The 21,878-nt window shown below is 74.1% G+C and carries 20 protein-coding genes; 5 read left to right on the top strand and 15 right to left on the bottom strand.

Translation table 11 applies throughout. From position 1 onward, the window contains the following. Position 1: 1 nt before the first annotated feature. Positions 2 to 550, bottom strand: a complete 549-nt coding sequence (locus KPL59_RS34555; RefSeq protein WP_060712773.1) for a GNAT family N-acetyltransferase — start codon at positions 548 to 550, stop codon at positions 2 to 4. Further along, complete coding sequence (locus KPL59_RS34550; RefSeq protein WP_020627653.1) at positions 543 to 2,516, bottom strand: TIGR03960 family B12-binding radical SAM protein; 1,974 nt, start codon at positions 2,514 to 2,516, stop codon at positions 543 to 545. Before KPL59_RS34550 ends, KPL59_RS34555 begins: the two co-directional genes overlap by 8 nt. Before the next feature lie 186 nt (positions 2,517 to 2,702). Between KPL59_RS34550 and KPL59_RS34545 the strand changes: the two genes are divergently transcribed. Next, a complete protein-coding gene (locus KPL59_RS34545) occupies positions 2,703 to 3,878 on the top strand; it encodes an acyl-CoA dehydrogenase (RefSeq protein ID WP_226363291.1) in 1,176 nt (391 codons plus the stop codon). 7 nt (positions 3,879 to 3,885) lie between these two features. On the opposite strand, the gene KPL59_RS34540 is transcribed toward KPL59_RS34545, so the two are convergent. After that, the gene (locus KPL59_RS34540) at positions 3,886 to 4,644 is read right to left on the bottom strand and encodes a helix-turn-helix domain-containing protein (protein WP_226363312.1); all 759 of its coding nucleotides are present in this window, start codon (positions 4,642 to 4,644) and stop codon (positions 3,886 to 3,888) included. Positions 4,645 to 4,833: 189 nt separating this feature from the next. Here KPL59_RS34540 and KPL59_RS34535 point away from each other — a divergent pair, with 189 nt between their 5' ends. Continuing rightward, the gene (locus tag KPL59_RS34535; protein WP_020627656.1) at positions 4,834 to 5,214 is read left to right on the top strand and encodes a nuclear transport factor 2 family protein; all 381 of its coding nucleotides are present in this window, start codon (positions 4,834 to 4,836) and stop codon (positions 5,212 to 5,214) included. Positions 5,215 to 5,288: 74 nt separating this feature from the next. Here KPL59_RS34535 and KPL59_RS34530 read toward each other — a convergent pair whose 3' ends face one another. Together KPL59_RS34530 and KPL59_RS34525 are read right to left on the bottom strand one after the other, a co-directional pair. Further along, the gene (locus KPL59_RS34530) at positions 5,289 to 6,470 is read right to left on the bottom strand and encodes an acyl-CoA desaturase (protein ID WP_020627657.1); all 1,182 of its coding nucleotides are present in this window, start codon (positions 6,468 to 6,470) and stop codon (positions 5,289 to 5,291) included. Positions 6,471 to 6,513: 43 nt separating this feature from the next. Further along, positions 6,514 to 7,569 (bottom strand): ferredoxin reductase, encoded by a 1,056-nt coding sequence (locus KPL59_RS34525; RefSeq protein WP_226363290.1) that lies wholly within the window; start codon positions 7,567 to 7,569, stop codon positions 6,514 to 6,516. 87 nt (positions 7,570 to 7,656) lie between these two features. Here KPL59_RS34525 and KPL59_RS34520 point away from each other — a divergent pair, with 87 nt between their 5' ends. Continuing rightward, the gene (locus KPL59_RS34520; RefSeq protein ID WP_226363289.1) at positions 7,657 to 8,457 is read left to right on the top strand and encodes a MerR family transcriptional regulator; all 801 of its coding nucleotides are present in this window, start codon (positions 7,657 to 7,659) and stop codon (positions 8,455 to 8,457) included. Positions 8,458 to 8,518: 61 nt separating this feature from the next. Here KPL59_RS34520 and dapA read toward each other — a convergent pair whose 3' ends face one another. The 10 genes from dapA to KPL59_RS34470 form a co-directional block, all read right to left on the bottom strand. Next, entirely contained in the window at positions 8,519 to 9,397 is an 879-nt protein-coding gene (dapA, locus tag KPL59_RS34515; RefSeq protein ID WP_020627660.1) for a 4-hydroxy-tetrahydrodipicolinate synthase, read from the bottom strand. Between the two features lie 78 nt (positions 9,398 to 9,475). After that, the gene (locus tag KPL59_RS34510; protein ID WP_226363288.1) at positions 9,476 to 10,252 is read right to left on the bottom strand and encodes a hypothetical protein; all 777 of its coding nucleotides are present in this window, start codon (positions 10,250 to 10,252) and stop codon (positions 9,476 to 9,478) included. A 75-nt stretch (positions 10,253 to 10,327) separates the two neighbouring features. Continuing rightward, on the bottom strand, positions 10,328 to 10,852 hold the full coding sequence (locus KPL59_RS34505; RefSeq protein WP_226363287.1) for an N-acetyltransferase: 525 nt from the start codon (positions 10,850 to 10,852) through the stop codon (positions 10,328 to 10,330). Further along, a complete protein-coding gene (gene ndk, locus KPL59_RS34500; RefSeq protein ID WP_043281923.1) occupies positions 10,849 to 11,259 on the bottom strand; it encodes a nucleoside-diphosphate kinase in 411 nt (136 codons plus the stop codon). The genes KPL59_RS34505 and ndk overlap by 4 nt, the downstream gene beginning before the upstream one ends. Positions 11,260 to 11,294: 35 nt before the next feature. Then, positions 11,295 to 11,714 (bottom strand): DUF4233 domain-containing protein, encoded by a 420-nt coding sequence (locus KPL59_RS34495; protein ID WP_308188004.1) that lies wholly within the window; start codon positions 11,712 to 11,714, stop codon positions 11,295 to 11,297. Next, positions 11,711 to 13,402 carry a folylpolyglutamate synthase/dihydrofolate synthase family protein gene (locus tag KPL59_RS34490; RefSeq protein WP_020627667.1) on the bottom strand — a complete coding sequence of 564 codons (1,692 nt, stop codon included), beginning with the start codon at positions 13,400 to 13,402 and terminating at the stop codon, positions 11,711 to 11,713. Before KPL59_RS34490 ends, KPL59_RS34495 begins: the two co-directional genes overlap by 4 nt. 7 nt (positions 13,403 to 13,409) lie before the next feature. Further along, entirely contained in the window at positions 13,410 to 16,046 is a 2,637-nt protein-coding gene (locus tag KPL59_RS34485; RefSeq protein WP_226363286.1) for a valine--tRNA ligase, read from the bottom strand. A 55-nt stretch (positions 16,047 to 16,101) separates the two neighbouring features. Then, complete coding sequence (locus KPL59_RS34480; protein WP_226363285.1) at positions 16,102 to 17,445, bottom strand: acetamidase/formamidase family protein; 1,344 nt, start codon at positions 17,443 to 17,445, stop codon at positions 16,102 to 16,104. Between the two features lie 45 nt (positions 17,446 to 17,490). Continuing rightward, the gene (locus tag KPL59_RS34475) at positions 17,491 to 18,063 is read right to left on the bottom strand and encodes a hypothetical protein (protein ID WP_226358846.1); all 573 of its coding nucleotides are present in this window, start codon (positions 18,061 to 18,063) and stop codon (positions 17,491 to 17,493) included. Beyond that, positions 18,063 to 19,259, bottom strand: a complete 1,197-nt coding sequence (locus KPL59_RS34470) for an MFS transporter (protein ID WP_226358845.1) — start codon at positions 19,257 to 19,259, stop codon at positions 18,063 to 18,065. The genes KPL59_RS34475 and KPL59_RS34470 overlap by 1 nt, the downstream gene beginning before the upstream one ends. A 63-nt stretch (positions 19,260 to 19,322) precedes the next feature. On the opposite strand from KPL59_RS34470, the gene KPL59_RS34465 reads away from it, so the two are divergent. Further along, positions 19,323 to 19,745 carry a PPOX class F420-dependent oxidoreductase gene (locus tag KPL59_RS34465; protein ID WP_075311289.1) on the top strand — a complete coding sequence of 141 codons (423 nt, stop codon included), beginning with the start codon at positions 19,323 to 19,325 and terminating at the stop codon, positions 19,743 to 19,745. 95 nt (positions 19,746 to 19,840) lie between these two features. After that, entirely contained in the window at positions 19,841 to 21,355 is a 1,515-nt protein-coding gene (locus KPL59_RS34460; RefSeq protein ID WP_226363284.1) for an MFS transporter, read from the top strand. The last annotated feature ends 523 nt before the right edge of the window (positions 21,356 to 21,878 follow it).

The following is a 21,878-nucleotide window of genomic DNA, read 5'->3' as shown; positions in this document are numbered from 1 at the left end:
CTCAGTCGCCCAAGACCAGCAGGGTGTCGCCGGCCGGCCGGAACCCGGCACGTCGGTAGAACGCGGCGCTGCCCGCGGTCGGGGCCAGCATCAGCCGCCGGTACCCACGGGCCCTGGCGTGGGCGACGACCGCGGCGAGCAGCGCCCGCGGCACGCCGGCCTCGGTGAACGCGGCCAGGACGAAGGCGTTGCCGACCTGCCCGCTGCGCGTGCCGCGGCCACCGGGGCGGGGCATCTGCACGGTCTCCAGCACGTTGATCGACCCGACCGGTGTCCAGCCGGCACGGTCGCTGCCCGCCTCGGCCACCCAGAACGCGCGCCGCGGCTGCTCGACCCGCCACCAGGCGGCGAAGGACTCGGCGAACGAGGGGTCCTCGACCGGCCGCCCGGCGCGCTCCTCCAGCCAGAGCCGACGCAGCCGGCCGAGCGCGGCGACGTCGCGCTCGTCGGCGACCCGGACCCGCAGGCGTCTGCCGCCGTACTCCCAGGACGACCCGTCGGCGCCGGCGAGGGCCGGGTCCGGGATCGAGGACAAGCCGTTCTCAGTCACCCGGGCGTGCGTCCCCGAGCGACCCCGCGGCCGAGGCCGTCGGGTTGACCACGGTCAGCGGCAGCAGGGTGGTCCCGCTGGGGCCGACCTCGATGTCGGTGCCGGTGGACGGGCACACGCCGCAGTCGAAGCACGGCGTCCACCGGCAGTCGTCCTGCTCGCGGCCGGCCAGCGCGTCCTGCCAGTCCTCCCACAGCCAGTCCCGCTCCAGGCCGGAGTCGAGGTGGTCCCAGGGCAGGATCTCGTCGGCCCCGCGCTCGCGGACGGTGTACCAGTCCAGCGACACACCCTGCGGCTCCAGCGCCTCGGCGGCGGAGTCGACCCAGCGGCGGTAGGAGAAGTGCTCGGACCAGCCGTCGAACCGGCCGCCGTCGCGCCAGACCTTCTCGATGACGGCGCCGACCCGGCGGTCGCCGCGGGCGAGCAGTCCCTCGATCAGCGAGGGCTCGCCGTCGTGGTAGCGCATGCCGATGTTGCGCCCGATCCGCCGATCGGAGTTGACGGCCTCGCGCAGCTTGCGCAGCCGGGCGTCGACGACCTCCGGGGCGCACTGGGCGGCCCACTGGAACGGGGTGTGCGGCTTGGGCACGAACCCGCCGATGGAGATGGTGCAGCGGACGTCGTTGCGCCCGGACGCCTCGCGGCCCGCCTTGATCACGCGGTGCGCCATGCCCGCGATCTCCAGGACGTCCTCGTCGGTCTCGGTGGGCAGCCCGCACATGAAGTACAGCTTCACCTGCCGCCAGCCCTGGGAGAACGCCTCGGCGCAGGTGCGGATCAGGTCGTCCTCGGAGACCATCTTGTTGATCACGCGGCGGATCCGCTCGGAGCCGCCCTCGGGGGCGAAGGTCAGCCCGGAGCGACGGCCGTTGCGGGAGATCTCGTTGGCCAGGTCGATGTTGAACGCGTCGACCCGGGTGCTCGGCAGCGACAGCGAGGTGTTGGTGCCCTCGTAGCGGTCGGCGAGGCCCTTGGTGATCTCGGCGATCTCGGAGTGGTCGGCGCTCGACAGCGACAGCAGACCGACCTCGTCGAAGCCCGAGGCCCGCACGGCGGCGTCGACCATCTCCCCGACGCCCTGCAGCGACCGCTCCCGCACCGGGCGGGTGATCATCCCCGCCTGGCAGAACCGGCAGCCGCGGGTGCAGCCGCGGAAGATCTCGACGCTGGCCCGCTCGTGGACGGTCTCGGCCAGCGGGACCAGCGGCTTCTTCGGGTACGGCCACTCGTCGAGCTCGATGGTGGTGCGCTTCTGGACGGTGGCGGGGACCCGCTCGTCGACCGGGGTGACCGCGGCGATGTGGCCGTCCTCGGCGTAGGTCACGTCGTAGAGGGAGGGCACGTAGCAGCCCGGCGTCGACGACAGCCGCAGCAGCAGCTCCCGGCGCCCGCCCGGGCGCCCCTGCGCCTTCCAGTCGCGCACGACGTCGGTGATGTCGCCGACGACCTCCTCGCCGTCACCGAGCGCGGCGACGTCGACGAAGTCCGCGACCGGCTCCGGGTTGAACGCCGCGTGCCCGCCGGCGACGACGACCGGGTGGGTCTCGTCGCGGTCGCGGGCGTGCAGCGGGATCGCCGCCAGGTCGAGCGTGGTGAGCAGGTTGGTGTAGCCGAGCTCGGTGGAGAAGGAGACGCCGAGGACGTCGAAGTCACCGACCGCGTGGTGGGCGTCGACGGTGAACGACGGCACCCCCGACTCGCGCATCAGGGCCTCGAGATCGGGCCAGACCGCGTAGCAGCGCTCGGCCAGCGCGTCGGCGCGCTCGTTGAGGACCTCGTACAGGATCTGGACGCCCTGGTTGGGCAGGCCGACCTCGTAGGCGTCCGGATAGAGCAGTGCCCAGCGGACGGCCGCGGAGTCCCACGGCTTGACCTGCGAGTTCCCCTCACCGCCGACGTACTGCACCGGCTTGGCGACGCGGGGCAGGATCGGCTCCAGGGCGGGGAAGACGGAGGTGGGTGCCACGCTGCACCAGGGTAGCCACCTCCGTTCGGGACGTACCGGCGGGTCGTGTCCGACCGGACACGGACCGTCGGCCGCCCGCACACCGGCTGAGGCGCGGGTCACGGCGGCCCACGGGGCGGGAGACCTACGCTCGCCTCCCGACCCTGTTCCCCACGTGTGTCGTCCCCGAGCTCCCAGGAGACCCCCGTGTCCGTGACCGACGCCGAGCTGCACGCCCGGTTCCGCCCGCTGTTCGACCGGATCGCCGCCGGTGCGGTCGAACGCGAGCTGAACCGGCGCCTGCCCGTGGCGGAGATCGCCGCCCTGCGCGACGCCGGGTTCGGCGCCGTCCGGCTGCCGGTGGAGGCCGGCGGCGCGGGCGCCTCGCTGCGCCAGCTGTTCGGGCTGCTCGTCGAGCTGGGTGCGGCGGACTCGAACATCCCGCAGGCTCTGCGGACCCACCTCCTGTTCACCGAGCTGTGGTCGGCAGGCGCCGCGGACGACCCGGTGTTGCGCGGGCGGGTGGAGCAGATCGCGGCCGGGCGGCTGGTCGGCAACGCCATCTCCGAGCGCGGCGGGGTGGTGCGCAACTCCGCCACCACGGTGCTCCGCCGCGACGGGGACAAGCTCCTGCTCGACGGCGAGAAGTTCTACTGCACCGGGACCCTCTACGCCGACCTGGTCGACGTGGTCGCCCTCGACGAGAACGGCGAGCGGGTGACCGTGCTGGTCGAGACGACCGCCCCGGGTGTCGAGCGGGTCGACGACTGGCGCGGCTTCGGGCAGAAGCTCACGGCCAGCGGCACCACCCGGTTCACCGCGGTGGAGGTCGACCCGGCCCAGGTGCGGCCCGCGCCGACCGACGTGCACCAGCCGGTCCGGCAGGCGTTCCTGCAGCTCGTCCAGCTCGCGGCACTGGCCGGGATCGCCCGGCGCGCCGCCGACGACGCCGCCGACTACGTGCGCGACCGGCGCCGCAACTGGCCCTACGGCAACGCCGACCTGCCCAAGGACGACCCGCTGGTGCAGCAGGTCGTCGGCAGGGTCGACGCGGCCGCGTTCACCGTCGCCGCCGTGGTCGACGCCGCGGCGGCCTCGCGGGAGCGGGCACTCACCGATCCCGGGCACGGCCCGAGGGCCGAGCTCGACGTGTACCGGGCCCAGTCGACCGTGCCCCAGCTGGTCCTGGACGCGACCTCGGAGCTGTTCGAGGTGGGCGGCGCCTCCACGGTCGACGTCGACCGGGCGCTGGACCGGCACTGGCGCAACGCCCGCACCCTCGCGGTGCACAACCCGATCGTCTACAAGCAGCAGGTGATCGGGGACTCGGTGCTGAACGGGACGGTGCCGGTGCTGTCGCTGTCCTCGGGTGTCGCGGGCTGAACGGGGCTCAGCGGCCGGCGCGGCGGGTGAGGGCGGCGCGCGTCGCGTCGTCCGCGGGCAGGAAGGTCTCCAGCGCCAGCTCGGCGAGGGTGACGTCGTGCGGTGCGCCGAAGGTCGAGATCACCGAGTGGAACGTCAACGTGCCGTCGTCGGTGTCGAGGACCAGCGGCAGCAGCACGTCCGAGCCCGGCGACGGCAGCGCGGTCTCCCCCGGTCCGGGGTAGCCCCGGCACTCGGCGAGCAGCGCGACGAGCCGCCGGTCCGCGGTCATCCGCACCTGCCGTTCGAGCCGGTGCAGCAGGTGCTCCCGCCACTGGGCCAGGTTGCGGATGCGCGGCGCGAGCCCGGCGGGGTGCAGGCATACCCGGTGCACGTTCGGCGGCGGCCCGAGCACCGCCGGGTCGAGGCTGGTGAGCAGCGCCGAGGCCGCGGTGTTGGCGAGCCGGACGTCGCCCCAGCGGTCCACGACGAGGGCCGGGTACGGATCGTGCCCGGCGACGAGCCGCGCCAGCGCGTCCCGCACGGGCGCGAGATCCGGGTCGTCGAGCGACCGCTCGGCGTAGGCGGGCGCGTAGCCGGCGGCCAGCAGCAACGCGTTCCGCTCCCGCAGCGGGATCTCCAACGCCTCGGCGAGTGCGCCCAGCAGCTCCCGGCTCGCGCCCGAACGCCCGGTCTCGACGAAGCTGAGGTGGCGCGCCGAGACCACCGCCGCCAGTGCCAGGTCGAGCTGGCTGCGCCGGCGGCGGCCCCGCCAGAACCGCAGCATCTCCCCCGGTCCGGCGGTGCGGGCGGGGCGCGCGTCGGTGTCGCTCACCGGCCCGACGCTAGCCCGGCCCGGACGCCGCGACGACTACCTGCGGGGTAGGTGGATCCGATTACCCCGCAGGTCATCGCGCCGCGGCGCCGGCGGCAGCAGGCTCGGTGCCGACCGGACCGCACCACCCAGGAGGTAGGGATGACCGACTTCACCACCCTCGCCGAGCGCTACGTCGCGACGTTCAACGAGGCCGACCCGGCGGCGCGGAAGGCCCGCGTCGCCGAGCTGTTCACCACCGACGTCCGCTACACCGACCCGCTCGCCGACGTCACCGGGCACGACGGCGTCGCCGGGTTCCTGGGCGCGGCCCGGGAGAAGCTGGCCGGGTTCGAGTTCCGGCTGGACGGCGAGGTCGACGCGCACCACGACCACGCGCGGTTCCGCTGGCAGGCGGCGCCGCCGGAGGTCTTCGCCTCGGGTGCCGAGCCCCCGGTGGTCGGGTTCGACGTCGTCGTGACCGACGGCGACGGCCGGATCGCGCAGGTGCACGGCTTCCTCGACGTCGTCCCGGACCTGTAGGGCCCGCACTGCGCCCACGACGGCGGCGGGCCGGGATCCGGTCCGCCGCCGCGGGACGAGCAGCGCGGCCGCGGTCAGCGCTTGCCGTTCGGCAGGGCCAGTCGGTTGATCGTGCCGAGCACCTGCATGTACTGCTTCCACAGCGGCCCGGTCGTGTACTCCAGCCCGTACTCCCGGCACAGCTCCCGGACCTCGGGGGCGATCTCGGCGTAGCGGTTGCTGGGCAGGTCGGGGAACAGGTGGTGCTCGATCTGGAAGCTCAGCTGCCCGGTCATCAGGTGGAAGAACCGGCCGCCGTCGAGGTTGGCCGAGCCCAGCAGCTGGCGGACGTACCACTCGCCGCGGCTCTCGTCCTCGAGCTGCTCCTCGGTGAACTGCACCGCCCCGGTCGGGAAGTGCCCGCAGAAGATCACCGCGTGCGACCACACATTGCGCACCAGGTTCGCGGTCACGTTGCCCGCGAGCACCGGCAGGAAGAACGGCCCGGCCAGCGCGGGGAACGCGACGTAGTCCTTCAGGATCTGGCGCCCGGTCTTGCGGCCGATCGACTTGACCTGCTCCCACACCCGGCTCAGCGGCTTCTGCCCCGCCACGACCTTCTCGACCTCGAGGTCGTGCAGCGCGACGCCGTACTCGAAGAACAGGCTGAGCAGGAAGTTGTAGAGCGGGTTCCCGAGGTAGTACGGCGTCCACCGCTGCTCCTCGGACAGGCGCAGGATCCCGTAGCCCACGTCGCGGTCCTTGCCGACGACGTTGGTGTAGGTGTGGTGCATGTAGTTGTGCGAGTGCTTCCACTCCGCCGAGGACGAGACGTTGTCCCACTCCCAGGTCGACGAGTGGATCTTCGGGTCACGCATCCAGTCCCACTGGCCGTGCATGACGTTGTGCCCGATCTCCATGTTCTCGAGGATCTTGGCGATCGAGAGCATGGCGGTGCCGGCGATCCAGGCCGGCGGCAGGACCCCGGCGAACAGCAGCGCACGACCGCCGATCTCCAGCGCCCGCTGCTTGCGGATGACGCCGCGGATGTACTCGGCGTCGGACGCGCCGCGCTCGGCGAGGACACGGTCGCGGATGGCGTCGAGCCGGCGGCCGAGCTCCTCGATCTGCTCGGCGGTCAGCTCGGTCGTGGCCTGCACGTCCTCGCGACGCGAGGAGGGCACGAGCTCCAGCACCGGACGCTGCGGGTGCTGCTCCCGGCCGGTCTCCTCCGGGCCGGGCTCGAGGTGCGCGGGGTTCTCCAGGACGGCGGTCATGAGGACCTCCTTCGGTCGGAGCGGAAGATCAAGGGCGGAAGGATCAGGGAAGGTCGATGCGGGCGGGCCCGCACGCGGAGTTGATGCAGGTCTGGACGAGGTCGCCGGGCTCGCCGTGCGCCTCGCCGGTGCGCAGGTCGCGCACCTTGCCCTCGCGCAGCGGCAGCACGCACCCGAAGCAGATGCCCATCCGGCAGCCGCTGGGCATGAGCCTCCCGGCCGCCTCCCCGGCCTCGAGGAGGCTCTGCCCCGGCTCGACGACGACGTCGCCGCCGAGGTCGACGGTGCCGCCGGTGCCCTCGGTGGCGCGGGCCGGCGGGGTGAAGCGCTCGGCCACGACGCCGTCCCAGGCGCCCTCCAGGGCGTCGAGCAGGCCGTCGGGGCCGCAGGCGTAGACGGTGCGGTCCGCCCGGTCGGCGACGACGGTGTCGATGACCGTGGGGTCGAGCCGCCCGGAGACGGCGCTGTGGCGCAGCACGACCCGCAGCGACGGGTGCCGCGCGGCCAGTCCGGCCAGCTCGGCGCGGAAGATCGTGTCCTCCGGCGTGCGGGCACCGTGCACCAGCACCACGTCGGGCATCGTCCCGGCGCGGTCGAGCGTGCGGAGCATGCCCATCACCGGCGTGATGCCGCTGCCCGCGGTGACGAACAGCAGCTTCTCCGGGAGCGGCTCGGGCAGGGTGAACTCGCCGGCGGCCTGCTCCAGCTCGACGATCGTGCCGATCGGCAGGTCGCGGACCAGGGTGGGCGACACGGCGCCGCCGTCGACCTCCTGCACGGTCACCGTGAGGTGCTCGGCGCCCTCCGGGGAGGTGAGCGAGTAGCTCCGGGTGAACCGGACGCCGTCGACGTCGACGCCGATGCCGACGTACTGGCCGGCGCGGTGCCCGGCCCAGGCCCACCCGGGTTCGATGGTCACCGAGACGGCCCGCCCGGTCTCGCGGCGACGGGCGACGACCCGGCCGCGCAGCGACGTCGTCGACCAGAGCGGGTCGACCAGGGCCAGGAAGTCCTCGGGCAGCAGCGGAGTCGTGAGAGCGCTCGCGGCGGCCAGCAGGCCCCGGCCCCGCGAGGTCGTGCCAGGAGCGGATCGGAACATGACATGCACTCTGCACCATCCGATGTCACATAGCAACCGCTCCCCTCTGATTCCCGTGTCACATGCTCGGCTGTTAATCTCCGTGTCATGGTCGAGGACCCGGAGACGGCGGACTGGCGCACCATCGACGAGCTGGCGCGGTCCAGCGGTGTCACGGTGCGCAACATCCGTGCCTACCAGTCCCGGGGGCTGCTGCCTCCGCCGCAGGTCAAGGCCCGCACGGGCTACTACGGCCCCGAGCACGCGGCACGTCTGGAGCTGATCCAGGACCTGCAGGACGAGGGCGTCAAGCTCGACACGATCAAGAAGCTGCTCGACACCACCGGTGGTTCCACCGAGCAGGTGGTGCAGTTCATCCGGACCGTGCGTGCGCTGTTCGCGCCCGAGGACCGGCAGATCGTGCAGCTCGCCGAGCTCGCCGAGCGGTACCAGAGCACCGACATCGCCGTCGCCAAGCGCGGGGTCAAGATGGGCCTGCTGCGCGAGCTGGGCGACGACACCTACGAGGAGATCAGCCCGCGGCTGATGAACGCCGCGGCCGAGCTGACCGGGCTCGGCATCCCGATCACCCGCTCGCTCGACGTCGTGGAGCAGCTGCGCAAGCACGCCGACGCCGTCGCGAAGCTCTACGTCGACCTGTTCCTCGGCGAGATCTGGCAGCCCTTCGACGCCGAGGGCCGCCCGGACGACCAGTGGCCGCGCGTCTACGAGACGATCGAGCGGATGCGCCGCATCTCCGGCGAGGTGATGATCGCCGTGCTGGAGCTGGCCGTGGCCGAGCGGGTCGACGTCACCTTCGGCCGCGACATCGTGCGCAACGTGAAGACCACCAGCGCGGGGCCGACGACGGCGACGTCCGAGGACACCGGCGGGTCGGGCGACTCCTGAGGACCGGCGGCACCGACCGACGACCGCGGAGCGCACGCAGCGCCCCGGGGGCGCCCGGAGCTCAGGACAGCAGGCCCGCGGCCCGCAGCGCGGCGCGGACGTCCTCGTGGTGCCACTCGTCCAGCGGCACCAGCGGCAGCCGGATCCCGCCGGGGATGAGCCCCAGCTCGGTCAGCGCCCACTTCACCGGGATGGGGTTCGGCTCGGAGAACAGCGCCGCGTGCAGACCCGCGAGGTCGGCGTCGAGCGCGGAGGCGGTCTCGGCGTCGCCGGCGACGGCGGCCTTGCACATGCGGGCCATCGTCTCCGGGGCGACGTTCGCGGTGACCGAGATGTCGCCGTGGAACCCGGCGAGCATCGACGCGCGGGCGGTGCCGTCGTCGCCGGAGTACAGCGCGAAGTCGTCCAGGCCCAGCGCGACGAGCTCACGGACCCGGTCCAGGTCGCCCTTGGCCTCCTTGAGGCCGACGATGTTCGGGATCTCCGCGAGCCGGGCCACCGTCGACGGCAGCATGTCGCAGGCCGTGCGGCCCGGGACGTTGTAGAGGTACTGCGGGATGTCGACGGTCTCGGCGATCCGCTTGAAGTGCTGGTAGAGACCCTCCTGCGGAGGCTTGTTGTAGTACGGCGTCACGAGCAGCGCCCCGTCGGCGCCCGCCGCCCGCGCGGCGCGGGTCAGGTGGATGGCCTCGTCGGTGGAGTTCGCGCCGGTGCCGGCGATGACCGGGACGCGGCCGTTCGCGACCTCGATGGTGCGCCGCATGACCTCGGTGTGCTCGAGCACCGACAGCGTCGACGACTCACCGGTCGTGCCGACCGAGACGATCGCGGCGGTGCCCGCGTCGATCTGCCGCTCGACGAGCTCGCCGAGGGCCGTGTGGTCGACCTCGCCGCTGTCGTGCATCGGGGTCACGATCGCGACGATGCTTCCGGTGATCAAGACGGGCCTCCCTGGTACCACTGCTCCTGCCGGTGCGACCGTAGCAAGCGGGACCGGTGACCCGGTGCGGCTTTCCTCTCAGCCCAGGGCGAGCCGGGCGGGCTGGACCGATCGCGTGATCCGGCGCACCGCCTGCACCGCGATCACCCCCGCGGCGACCGCCGCCACGACGGTCACGGCGATCGGCCGGTCGCCTGCCACGATGCCGAGCAGCGCCCAGCACAGCGCCCCGGCGAAGCCGGCGAACCCGGTGGTGGAGCCGACGACCGACAGCGCGACCGCGGTGAGGATCACCAGCAGCAGGATCGCCGCGACCTGCGGGAGCACCCCGTCCGACGGCAGCCCGACCGCGACGCCCGCCGCCATCAGGCCCAGCACCAGCGCGGCCGAGGACCAGCCGAGGTAGATCGCCAGCGGCAGTCGCGTCGCCAGCCGTTCCGGCCACCCGTCGGCGACGCTGCGGGACAGTCGTCCGTACACGACGGCGAGCGCGAGGACGAGCAGGACCAGCAGCGCCTCGGCGGTGACCACCCACCGGTTCGAGAAGGCCGCGATCCACAGCGGGTTGAGCACCGCGGTCGCCGCGACCCACCAGCCGATGCGGCGGTGCACCTCGCGGCCGCGCTGGCCGGGCAGCAGGGCGTAGCCGGCGTAGACCAGCACGCCCAGGTAGATCGGGCCCCAGATGGCGAACGCCCAGCCCGCGGCCAGCAGCGGGGTGTCGTAGTCGCGCGCGACGGCGCCGATCGCCGACCCCCCGAACGCCGACACGAGCACCTGCAGGATCGCCAGGACCGCCACGACCACCCCACGGACCAGATCCGCGGTCGTCGGGCGGGGGGTCAGCACGGTCATGCCCACATGGTGGACCGCGGCGGGGGCCTCTGCCATCCGGCTGTCGGGGGGAATCGATCACTCCCGCGGGCCGGGTCAGGCGAGCGGGAGGAAGAACAGGTGCACGTCGCGCGCGTCCTCCGGGGAGAGCCGCACCCCGTTCGGCAGCCTGCCGTACTCGACGAAGCCGCGTGCGGCGTAGAACGCGGGCAGCGGGGTGCCGCCGCGGGCGCCGAGGGTCAGCATCGCCAGGCCCGTCTCACGGGCGTGGGCGACGGCCGCTCCGAGCAGGACCGTGCCGAGACCACGTCCCTGCAGGTCCGGGCGGACCATGAGGCGTTGCACGTCGGCGCGGTGCGCGGCGATGCCGGTGTTCGGGACCAGGATGACCGTGCCCATCGGGGCGGTCTCCTCCCCCAGCACGAACATCCGGGAGGCACCGGAGCGGACGGCGTCGACGGTCTGCACCGCCAGTGCGCGGATCTCGTCCGGGTCGGCGCCGGGCACGAAGTCCACGGCGCCGCCGGCCTCGGTCACGGCGATCCAGAGATCACCGAGCGCGGCGGCGGCGCCGGGGTGGGGCTCGACGACCCGGCGGACGGCCGGGACGCCTGCGGTCACAGGTTCGGGAACCAGAGCTTGATCTCCCGGTCGGCCGACTCCGGGGAGTCCGAGCCGTGCACGAGGTTGGAACCGGTCTCCAGGGCGAGGTCGCCGCGGATGCTGCCGGGGGTGGCCTTCTCCACCGGGTCGGTGCCGCCGGCGATCTGCCGCCAGGCGGCGATGGCACGGGGGCCCTCGACGACCGCGGCCAGGACCGGGCCGGAGGTGATGAACGACAGCAGCTCCTCGAAGAAGGGCTTGCCGTCGTGCTCGGCGTAGTGCTGGGCGGCCAGCTCACGGTCCACCGTGCGCAGGTCGAGGGCGACCAGATCGAGGCCCTTGCGCTCGATGCGCGAGACGACCTCGCCGACGAGCTTGCGCGCGACGCCGTCGGGCTTGACCAGGACGAGAGTGCGTTCAGTCACGTGCGACAGGGTAGCGACGACCCGACCGGGGCCCGTCACCCACCGTCACTCGCCTGCTGCGACGGCAACGTCCCCGCCGCCATCCGCCGGGCCACCTCGCGCCGCATCCACACCAGCACCGCCCAGACGACGATGAACACCGCCGCGATCACCACCAGCGACGGCAGGAACACCAGCGCCGCGACGAGCAGGGCCGCCTGCAGCACCAGCGCGGCGGTGAGACCCCACGGCCGTCGCTGCACCCCCGACGCCAGGATCATCGCGACGGCGATGCCCGCCACCACGCCGAAGCCGAGCGCGGTCGATCCGGTGCCGAAGCGCGGGAGCACCAGCAGCGCCAGGAGGACGACGATCGCCTCCAGGATCAGCGTCGCGGCGAACACCCCGCGGGCGCCCTTCATCGGGTCGGTGGGCGGCGGCCGCACACCCTCGGGCACGCCCGGGACGTCGCTCACTCCGGCTCCTTCCCGAACAGTGCCCGCGCCTCGCCGACGGTGACGACCGACCCGGTGACGACGACGCCGACCCCGGACCCGCCCGCCTCCTCGGCGATCTCCCGGGCCTGCTCGAGCGCCTCGGCCAGCGACGGCTCGACGCTGACCCGCTCGGAGCCGAACACCTCGGCCGCGAGCGCGCCGAGCGCGTCGGGGTCCATCGCGCGCGGCGAGGAGTTGGTGGTGACGACGACCTCGTGCAGCGCGGGCTGCAGGCCCTCCAGGATGCCGCGGGCGTCCTTGCCCTCCAGCACCCCGATCACGCCGACCAGCCGGGTGAAGCGGAACTCGGTGCCGAGCGCGCCAGCGAGTGCCTGCGCCCCGGCGGGGTTGTGCGCGGCGTCGAGCAGCACGGTCGGCCGGTCCGGCCCGCCCTCGACGGGTTCGAGCCGTCCGGGTGAGCGGACGGAGGCGAACGCGGCGCGGACCGCGTCGGGGTCGAGGGGCTGCGCGGTGCCGGCGCCGACGAGCGCCTCGGCCGCGGCCAGCGCGACCGCCGCGTTCGACGCCTGGTGCTCGCCGTGCAGCGGCAGGAAGATCTCGTCGTAGCGGCCGGACAGACCCTGCAGCTCCAGACGCTGCCCGCCGACGGCGATCTCCCGCTCCACGACGCCGAACTCGGCGCCCTCCCGCGCGACCTGCGCGCCGACCTCGGCGCAGCGCTCCAGCAGGATCTCGGCGACCTTCCGGTCCTGGGCGGCGAGGACGGCGACCGAGCCCTCCTTGATGATCCCGGCCTTCTCGCGAGCGATGTCGGTGATGTCGTCGCCGAGGTACTCGGCGTGGTCGAGCCCCACCGGCAGGACGACGGCGACGTGCGCGTCGGCGACGTTGGTGGCGTCCCAGCGCCCGCCGAGCCCGACCTCGATCACCGCGGCCTCGACCGGGGCGTCGGAGAAGGCGGCGAAGGCCATCCCGGTGAGCACCTCGAACTTGCTGAGCGCGGGCCCGTCGCCGCGCTTGGCGTCGACGAGCTCGACCAGCGGCTCCACTTCGCGGTAGGCGGCGACGTAGCGCTCGGGGGTGACCGGCCGGTTGTCGAGGTTGATCCGCTCGGTGGCGCGCTGCAGGTGCGGGCTGGTGTAGCGCCCGGTCCGCAGCCCGATCTCGGTGAGCAGCGCGTCGACCATCCGGGAGGTGGAGGTCTTGCCGTTGGTGCCGGTCAGATGCACGATCGGGTAGCCGCGCTGCGGGTCACCGAGGGCGTCGCACAGGGCCTGCATCCGGTCCAGCGACGGCTCCATCACCGACTCGGGCCAGCGCCGGTCGAGCGCCGCGTCGACAGCGAGGAACTCGGCGTAGCCGGCGACGGTGGACTGGGCCGGGACGACGTCGGGGTCCCCGCTGCCGCGGATCTCGTCGAGGACGGCCGCGATCACCGCCTCCTGGGCGTCCACCGGGGCGTCGCGGTCGTCGTCCGCGCCCCGTGCGGCGGCGTCCGACCGGTCCTCGCCGTCGTCGGCCTCGTCCCCGTCGTTCGCGTCGTCGGTGTCGGCGGCCCGGTCGGTGTCGCCGTCCGGGTCGCGGTCGTCCTCGGTGTCGCGGCCGAAGCCGCCCTCGGCCCACCGGTCCCCGCCGTAGGTCGGCGAGTCCTCCTCGGTGAAGTCGTTCCCGAGGTCGTGACCGTAGTCGTCGTTCTCCCTCGCCACGGCGGGATCAGGCCTCCGGGAGCGCGGCGAGCCGCGCGGTGATGCGGTCGATGTCGGCGACGGCGGTCGCGTGTCGGGCACGGATCCCGTCGACGACCTCGGCCGGCGCCTTCTCGGTGAACTTCGGGTTGCCCAGCTTCTTGTCCGCCTGGTCGCGCTCCTTCTCCGCGGCGGCGAGGTCGCGGCCGAGCCGGGCCCGCTCGGCGGCGACGTCGATCGCCCCCGAGGTGTCCAGCTCGACGGTGACCGGGCCGCCCGAGGTGGCGACCTCCAGGCTCGCGGTCGTGGAGAAGCCGTCACCGGCCGGGTCGAGGCGGGTGAGGAACCGCAGCGCGCGCTCGTGCGCGGCCAGCCCGGCGTCGCCGAGACCGGTCAGGCGGGCGGCGACGGCCTTGCGGTCGGGCAGCCCCTGCTCGGTGCGGAACCGGCGGACCTCGGTGATGACCTTCTGCGCGGCGGTGACCCGGGCCGTGGCGGCCGGGTCGACCGGCGCACCGGTGTCCCCGGCCGTCGGCCAGGCCGCGGTCACGACGGTCTCGCCGCCGGTCAGCGCGGTCCACAGCGCCTCGGTGACGAACGGCGCGATCGGGTGCAGCATCCGCAGCAGCGCGTCGAGGACGTGCCCGAGGATCGCCCGGGTGCCCGGCTCGGTGGCCGGGTCGTCGAGCTGGGTCTTGCACAGCTCGACGTACCAGTCGGCAAGCTCGTCCCACGCGAAGTGGTAGAGCCCCTCGGTCGCCTTCGCGAACTGGTAGCCGTCGAGCAGCTCGTCGGTCTGCGCACGGACCTCGGCCAGGCGGCCCAGGATCCAGCGGTCGGCGTCGGTGCGGTCGGCCTCGGCGGGCAGCGGCAGGGCCGGGTCCGCCCCCTTGGACAGGGCGAACCGGGTGATGTTCCAGAGCTTGGTCGTGAAGTTCCGGGACCCGGCGACCCACTCCTCCGACAGCGACATGTCGGTGCCCGGGTTGGAGCCGCGGGCGATGGTGAAGCGCAGCGCGTCCGCGCCGTAGGTATCGATCAGCGCGAGCGGGTCGATGACGTTGCCCTTGGACTTCGACATCTTCTTGCCGTGCTCGTCGCGGATGAGCCCGTGCAGGTAGACGTCGCGGAACGGGGCCTTCCCCATCACGTAGGTCCCGAACATCATCATCCGGACGACCCAGAAGAACAGGATGTCGTAGCCGGTGACCAGGACCGAGTTCGGGTAGTACTTCGCCAGGTCCGGGGTCTCCTCCGGCCAGCCGAGCGTGGAGAACGGCCACAGCCCGGAGGAGAACCAGGTGTCGAGGACGTCGGGGTCCTGGCGCCAGCCCTCGCCGGACGGCGGCTGCTCGTCCGGCCCGACGCAGACGACCTCGCCGGCCGGGCCGTACCAGACCGGGATGCGGTGTCCCCACCACAGCTGCCGGCTGATCGTCCAGTCGTGCATGTTGTCGACCCAGTCGAAGTACCGCTTGGCCTGCTCCTTCGGGTGCAGGACGGTCTCGCCGGAGCGGACGGCGTCCCCTGCCGAGCGGGCGAGCGGCTCGACCTTGACGAACCACTGCAGGCTCAGCCGCGGCTCGATCGGGACGCCGGTGCGCGAGCAGTGCCCGACCGAGTGCAGGTACGGCCGCTTCTCGGCGACGATGCGCCCCTGCGCGCGCAGCTCCTCGCGGATCGCGGCGCGCGCCTCGAACCGGTCCATGCCGTCAAAGCGGGTGCCGGTCCCGGCGATGGTGCCGGTCTCGTCCATGATCGTCGGCATCGGCAGGTCGTGGCGGCGGCCGACCTCGAAGTCGTTCGGGTCGTGCGCCGGGGTGATCTTGACGGCGCCGGAGCCGAACTCCGGGTCGACGTAGTCGTCGGCGACGACCGGGATCATCCGCCCGGTGATCGGCATCTCGATCTCGGTGCCGACCAGGTGCCGGTAGCGCTCGTCGTCGGGGTGGACGGCGACCGCGGTGTCACCCAGCATCGTCTCGATCCGGGTGGTCGCGACGACGACCGAGGCGTCGCCGTCGCCGTAGCGCATCGAGACGAGCTCGCCCTCGGTCTCGATGTGGTCGACCTCGATGTCGGAGATCGCCGAGCGCAGCGCCGGGGACCAGTTGACCAGGCGCTCGGCCCGGTAGATCAGCCCGTCGTCGAACATCTTCTTGAAGACGGTGGCGACCGCGCGGGACAGGCCCTCGTCGAGGGTGAAGCGCTCGCGGGACCAGTCGACGCCGTCGCCCAGGCGCTCCATCTGCCCGAGGATCGAGCCGCCGGACTCGGCCTTCCACTGCCAGACCTTCTCGACGAACGCCGCACGGCCGATCGCGTGCCGGTCCGGCTCCCCCGCGGCGGCCATCCGCCGCTCGACGACCGACTGGGTCGCGATCCCGGCGTGGTCCATGCCGGGCAGCCACAGCGCGTCGCGCCCCTGCATCCGGGCGCGCCGGGTCAGGACGTCGATGAGCGTGTGGTCCATCGCGTGGCCCAGGTGCAGGCTGCCGGTGACGTTCGGCGGCGGGATGACGATGCAGAACGGGTCGGCGTCCGACGACGGGTCGGCCCGGAAGTACCCGGCGTCGACCCAGCGGCGGTACATGTCGCCCTCTACCTCGCCCGGGGTCCACTTGGCGGGCAGGTCGGCGGTACGCGCTGGCAGGGTCTCGGTCACATGTCAAGTCTACGAGTCGACGGCGACCCGGTTCCCGGCCCCCGGACCGCCGCGCTCAGGACCGGAAGTGTGCCTTGGGGATGACCCCGTGCACCCCGACCGTCCGGTCCACCACCTGCGAGACCGCGAAGTCGGCGGCCGCGGAGAGGTAGGCGTACGCCGTCGCCCGGTCCATGCCCCGGTCGTCCTGCAGGAAGTCGAGTGCGTTGACCACGGCCCGGCGCATCGCGACGTCGAGGTCGGTCCCCTGGCCGCCGGTGCTCCCGTCCGGGTCGGAGAGCCCGATGGGCACCCAGGCGTCCGGGGTCTCGCCGAACGGGTAGCCGAAGGCCACCGAGGGGGCCGTGCCCTCCCCCGGCCGGCAGACGGTGAGCCGGAACGTGGCACGCAGTGAGCCCTCCAGCGCGGTCAGCGCGACCTCCCCGTCGCCCATCGCGAGGTGCGGGTCGCCGACGTGGAACAGCGCCCCCTCCGCGCGGACCGGCAGGTAGAACGCCGAGTCCGGGCCGAGCAGCCGGATGTCGATGTTGCCGCCGCCCAGGGTCGGCGGGATCGAGTTCAGCTCGGGGGCGTTCTCGGCGTCCGCCGCGGCGTGGGCCACCCCCATGGTGCCCATGAACGGGCGCAGCCCGAAAGACACCTCCTGGCCCTCGCCGAAGGGCAGGTAGGCCTCCGGGCCGTCCGCGCCGTCGCGGACGGCGGTGAAGACCGAGACGTTGCCGTAACGCGCGGGGTCGCCGGTCGCACGTCCGTCGGCGGCCGGTGGCGGCATCACCTCGTCGAGGGTGATCCCGGCGGGCGGCGCGCCGGACGCGGTGCGGCCGAGCGCCCCCTTCCCGTGCCTGCTGGAGACCACGCCGTAGGGCACCCGGGGCACCGCGGACAGGGTCTCGACCTTGAGGACGTCGCCGGGGCGCGCGCCCTCGACGAACACCGGGCCGGTGATGACGTGCGGGCCGTCGGCGTCGAAGTCGCGCGGGGTGCGGCGGTAGTCCCTGGCGACCGCGACGGCGTCGGACAGCACGCCGTCGGCCGGGACCCCGTGGCGCCCGAACCAGGCGACCGGGTCCCGGCCCTGGTCCTCCAGGATGCCCTCGTGGGAGACGGTGTCGATGGTGACCGTCTGCCCCGACCGCATCGTGAGCACCGGGGCGGCCCCGATCGCCGGGACGTAGCCCCAGCGCACGTCCGCCGGGTCGGACCCGAGGTAGTGGTCGCCGGGGATGTCGCCCACGCCGGGCTGCAGCGGCCCGTCCGGCAGGGTCGCGGTCACCGGGGCGGGGGCCACGGAGGCACTGCAGCCGACCAGTCCCCCGGCGGCGGTCACGGCCGCGGCCGCACGGAGGAAGTCGCGCCGGCCGAGCGCGGCGAGCAGCGGGCGGGGATCGGGGGGAGCCATGTCCACACCCTCACCCGCGTCCGTTACGTCCGGATCACCGCGCGTTTACGCCCGACCCGTGGGCAGCAGCAGGCACCAGGGCCGCGGCCATCCCAGCACCGCCGCGACGGCCGTCGGGTCCGCCCGGCGGAGCAGGCCCGGATCGAGGGCCCGCACCCGGCCGGAGCCGGGCTCGTAGACGCGCCACCGGCCGTCGTCGTCGACGCCCAGGACCAGCACCCAGTGCCGCGGCAGCCACCGGGACCCGACCAGCAGCGGGACCGGGCCGACGGCGGCGGGCACCGCGGCGAGTGCGTCGCGTGTCGCCGGGCGGATCCGGAACGGTCCGGCGGCGGGCGCGTGCCGGCGCAGCCACGCCCGCATCCCCCACGGCGTGGTCCCCAGCGCACGCGGCCAGAGCCGGTTGGCCTGGCGGTGCGCGGTCCGCTGCGCGGCGGCGAACCGGCCCGCCACCGCGCCGGGCCACCCCGAGCCGGTCAGCGCCGCGGTCACGACCAGCACCGACGGCCCGCAGGTGACGCCGTCGACCTGGCCGCCGAACAGGGTTCCGACGGCCGGGTACCGCAGCGCCTCGTCGTCCACACCCCGGAGCCTGCCCGCCCCGGGCGCGGACGGCATCACGGCGCACCGTGGCGGCGGTCCAGCCGCACCGAGACCAGGGCCAGGACGACCGCACCGACCACCAGCACCGCGCCGACCAGCGGCGGGGCGGTCAGTCCGAGGCCCCCGGCGATCGCGAGCCCGCCCAGCGCCGGGCCGAGCGCGTTGCCGACGTTGAACGCCGAGGTGTTGGTCGCGCTCGCCAGCGTCGGCGCGGCCCCGGCCAGCGCGAAGACCCGGGCGTTCAGCGGGGCCGACGCGACGAAGGCGACGAACCCCAGCCCGACCGCGATCGCCGGTGCTGCTCCGGGCAGCGTCGCCGTGGTCCCCAGCAGTGCGAGCAGGGTCGCGGCACCGCACAGCGCCCCGAACAGCGTCGGCCACGGATGACGGTCGGCCAGGCGACCCCCGAGCAGGATCCCCCCGATCGAGCCCAGCCCGGCGCCGAACTGCACGACGGGCACCCACCCCGGGGCGAGCCCGGCCACGAACACGAGCAGCGCCGCGAGGTAGGCGAGCATCGAGATCATGCCCGCCTGGTAGAGCGCGGTCGTGCCCAGCGCGACCCACAGCCGGAGCCTGCGGAAGGCGACGAGCTCGGCGGACAGTCGTCGCGGCGGCTCCCCGCCCCTGCCGCGCGGGACCAGCGCCGCCACCCCGGCCACCCCGAGCAGGGCCAGCGCCGCGATCGCCCAGAACGTCGCGCGCCAGCCGAACTGCTGACCGAGCACGGTGCCCAGCGGGATGCCGACGACGTTCGACACCGTCACCCCCGCCAGCAGCCGGGACAGCGCCCGCGCGCGGTCACCCGGCCCGACCGAGGACACGGTCACCACCGCCGCGACCGCCCAGAACCCGCCGGTGGCCACCGCCGTCAGCACCCGGACCGCCATGAGCAGGGGGTAGCCGGTGCACAGCGCCCCCACGACGTGCAGCACGGCCACGGCGAGCAGCATCGCGACGAGCGTCGTGCGCCGGGGCAGCCGCAGCGTCGCCACCGCCGCGGCCGGGGCCCCGACGACCATCCCGACCGCGAACCCGGAGATCAGGTACCCGGCCGCGGGGATGTCGACGCCGAGGTCCGCGGCCACCTCGGGCAGCAGGCCGGTGAGGACGAACTCGCTGGTCCCGAGGACGAACACGCAGAGCGCGAGGACCGTGACCACCCGCGGTACGGGGCGGCGGTGGACCCCGGCCGTCGTCGTGCTCGCCATGCCCGCACCCCAGCACGGTGACGACGCCACCGTCATCCGGTTTCCGGGCCTAGGCTCGCCCACATGACCGTTCTGACCCCCGAGGTCGTCGAGTTCCTCACCCACGGCACCCGCACCGGCATGCTCGGCTGGACGGCGAAGGACGGGCGTCCGCTCGTCGCGCCGGTCTGGTTCCTCGTCGAGGACGACGCGATCGTGTTCAACACCGGCGCCGACTCCGCGAAGGGCAGGGCGATCGTCCGCGACCCGCGCGTCGTGCTCACCGCCGACCTGCCCGAGCCGCCGTACGCCTTCGTGCAGGTGCAGGGTGTGGCCGAGACGAGCGGGGACCCCGACGAGCTCCTGCGCACCGCCACCGCGCTGGGCGGGCGCTACATGGGCGCGGACCGGGCCGAGGAGTTCGGCCGGCGCAACGGCGTGCCGGGCGAGCTCCTCGTCCGGATCCGCCCGACGAAGGTGATCGCGCACCTCGACATGACCGCCTGAGCTTGACCTGAAGCCGGGTTCAGCCCGCAGTGTCCACCTCCGGGCGATGACTTCCGGGAACCGCACCGGTCCGTCCCCCGAGAGGACGGTGGACCATGACGCAGCTCGACCTCCGGCACGGCGCCCAACGGGTCTTCGCACACCTGCTGGTGGGCACCCTGGTGGTGTCGGTCGTGAACTTCACGGTGTGGTTCGCCGTGACGTTCTGGGTGTTCCTGGAGACGGGGTCGGTCGCGGCGACCGGCATCATCGCCGGGATCTTCCTGGTGGCGACGGCGCTGACCGGCATCCCGTTCGGCGGGGTCGTCGACCGGTTCGGCACGCGCGCGGTCATGCAGGTCTCGGCTGCGGTGTCGGCCGTGGTCTACGCGCTGTGCCTGGCGCTGCTCCTGCTCGCGCCCGCCGACGCCTTCCGCGATCCCACGAGCCCGCTGCTGTGGACGCTGGTCGTCGCGCTGATGCTGGGGGTGATCGCCGGGAACCTGCGCACCATCGCGCTGCCGACGCTGGTCACCCTGCTCGTCCCGGCCCCGGTCCGGGACCGTGCCAACGGACTGGTCGGCACCGCGACCGGGGTGTCCTTCCTGGTCACCTCGGTCGCGTCCGGGCTGCTCGTCGCGGTCGACGGGATGCGCACGGTGCTCGTCGCCGCGCTCGTCGTGCTCGTCGCGTCGCTGCTGCACCTGGCCCGGGTCCGGATCCCGGCCGTGCCCGCACCGGCCGGTCCGGCCGTCGCCGTGACCGTCGACGAGCGGGGCGGGCTCGACCTGCGCGGCACCGTCCGGCTCGTCGCGAGCGTGCCGGGGCTGCCCGCATTGATCGCGTTCTCCTGCGTGAACAACCTGCTCGGCGGGGCGTTCATGGCGCTGATGGACCCCTACGGCCTGTCCATGATGTCGGTCGCGGCCTGGGGGCTGCTGTGGGGCGTGCTGTCCGCCGGGGTGATCGTCGGCGGGCTGCTCGTCGCCCGGATCGGGCTGGGCAGCCGCCCGGTCCGGACCCTGCTGCTGGTCAACACCGTGCTGTGGGCCGCGACGATGCTGTTCCCGCTGCACGCCTCGATCGTCCTGCTGGCCCTGGGCATGGCGGTGTTCATGCTGCTCATGCCGTTCGCCGAGGCCGCCGAGCAGACCGTGCTGCAGCGAGTCGTGCCCTACGGGCGGCAGGGCCGGGTCTTCGGGTTCGCGCAGAGCGTGGAGCAGGCCGCGTCGCCGCTGACCGCGTTCCTGCTGGCGCCGTTCACCGAGCTGGTGGTCGTGCCGTTCATGAGCGACGGCGGCGCCGGTGCGGCCGCGATCGGGTCGTGGTTCGGCACCGGCACCGCGCGTGCGATCGCCCTGGTGTTCGTCCTCTGCGGCGCCCTCGGCGTGGTCCTGACCCTCGCCGCCCTGGCGAGCCGCCCCTACCGGCGGCTCTCCGCCGCCTACTCCGCAGCACCCGCCACGGACCCGGACACCACCTCCGGCACCGGTGCGCGCACGGCCGGGGCCCCGGCCACCCCCGTCGCGGTCCCGACGGCCCCGGCCGTCCTGGCCGCGACGACCACCGCCCCCGCACCCGCCGTCGCGGACCGGCGGCCCACGGACCCGGACGCCGCCCCTCCGGCGTGACCCGACGCCCCGCAACCACACCCCTTGGCCGGCGTCCACACCCGTTGCAACGGGTGTGGACGCCGGCCAGCGGGTGTGAACGCGGCCGACCGGCCGGGGACCCGGCGGTCGCTGCCGGTCGAGGGCCGGAGGCCGCCGGGCGCGGCGGAGTACCGGACCGCGAGGGCGCCCCGGGGTGGCGAGCATCGTCGGGCGCGCCGGGGTGCCGGGCGCCGCCGAGGCGGCCGGAGGGGCCTCGCGCACCCCGCTCGTGGCTGACGCACCCCCCGCGACGGGTGCGTCGACCTCGGGTGGGGTGCGGGGGGCTCTCTGATCGGGGTGCGGCGCCGTCCGCCGGCGAGCGGCCGGTCATCGGGCCACGGCAGGCCCCCGGGGACGGCGGGGACCCGGGGCACGGCAGCGACCGGGCCACGACGGCGACCGCCCCGGCCCGTCCTCGCCCCTCCGGCCGTCCCGCCCCTCCGGCTGCCCCGGCCCGTCCCGCCCACCTCTCCGGCACCGGCCGACCACCGGTCACCGGTCC

Origin of the sequence: Pseudonocardia sp. ICBG1142 (genome assembly GCF_020496255.1) — a bacterium.
Classification (GTDB): Bacteria; Actinomycetota; Actinomycetes; order Mycobacteriales; family Pseudonocardiaceae; genus Pseudonocardia.
Note: the sequence above shows the minus strand (reverse complement) of the source record. Positions and strands in the feature narration are given on the sequence as shown.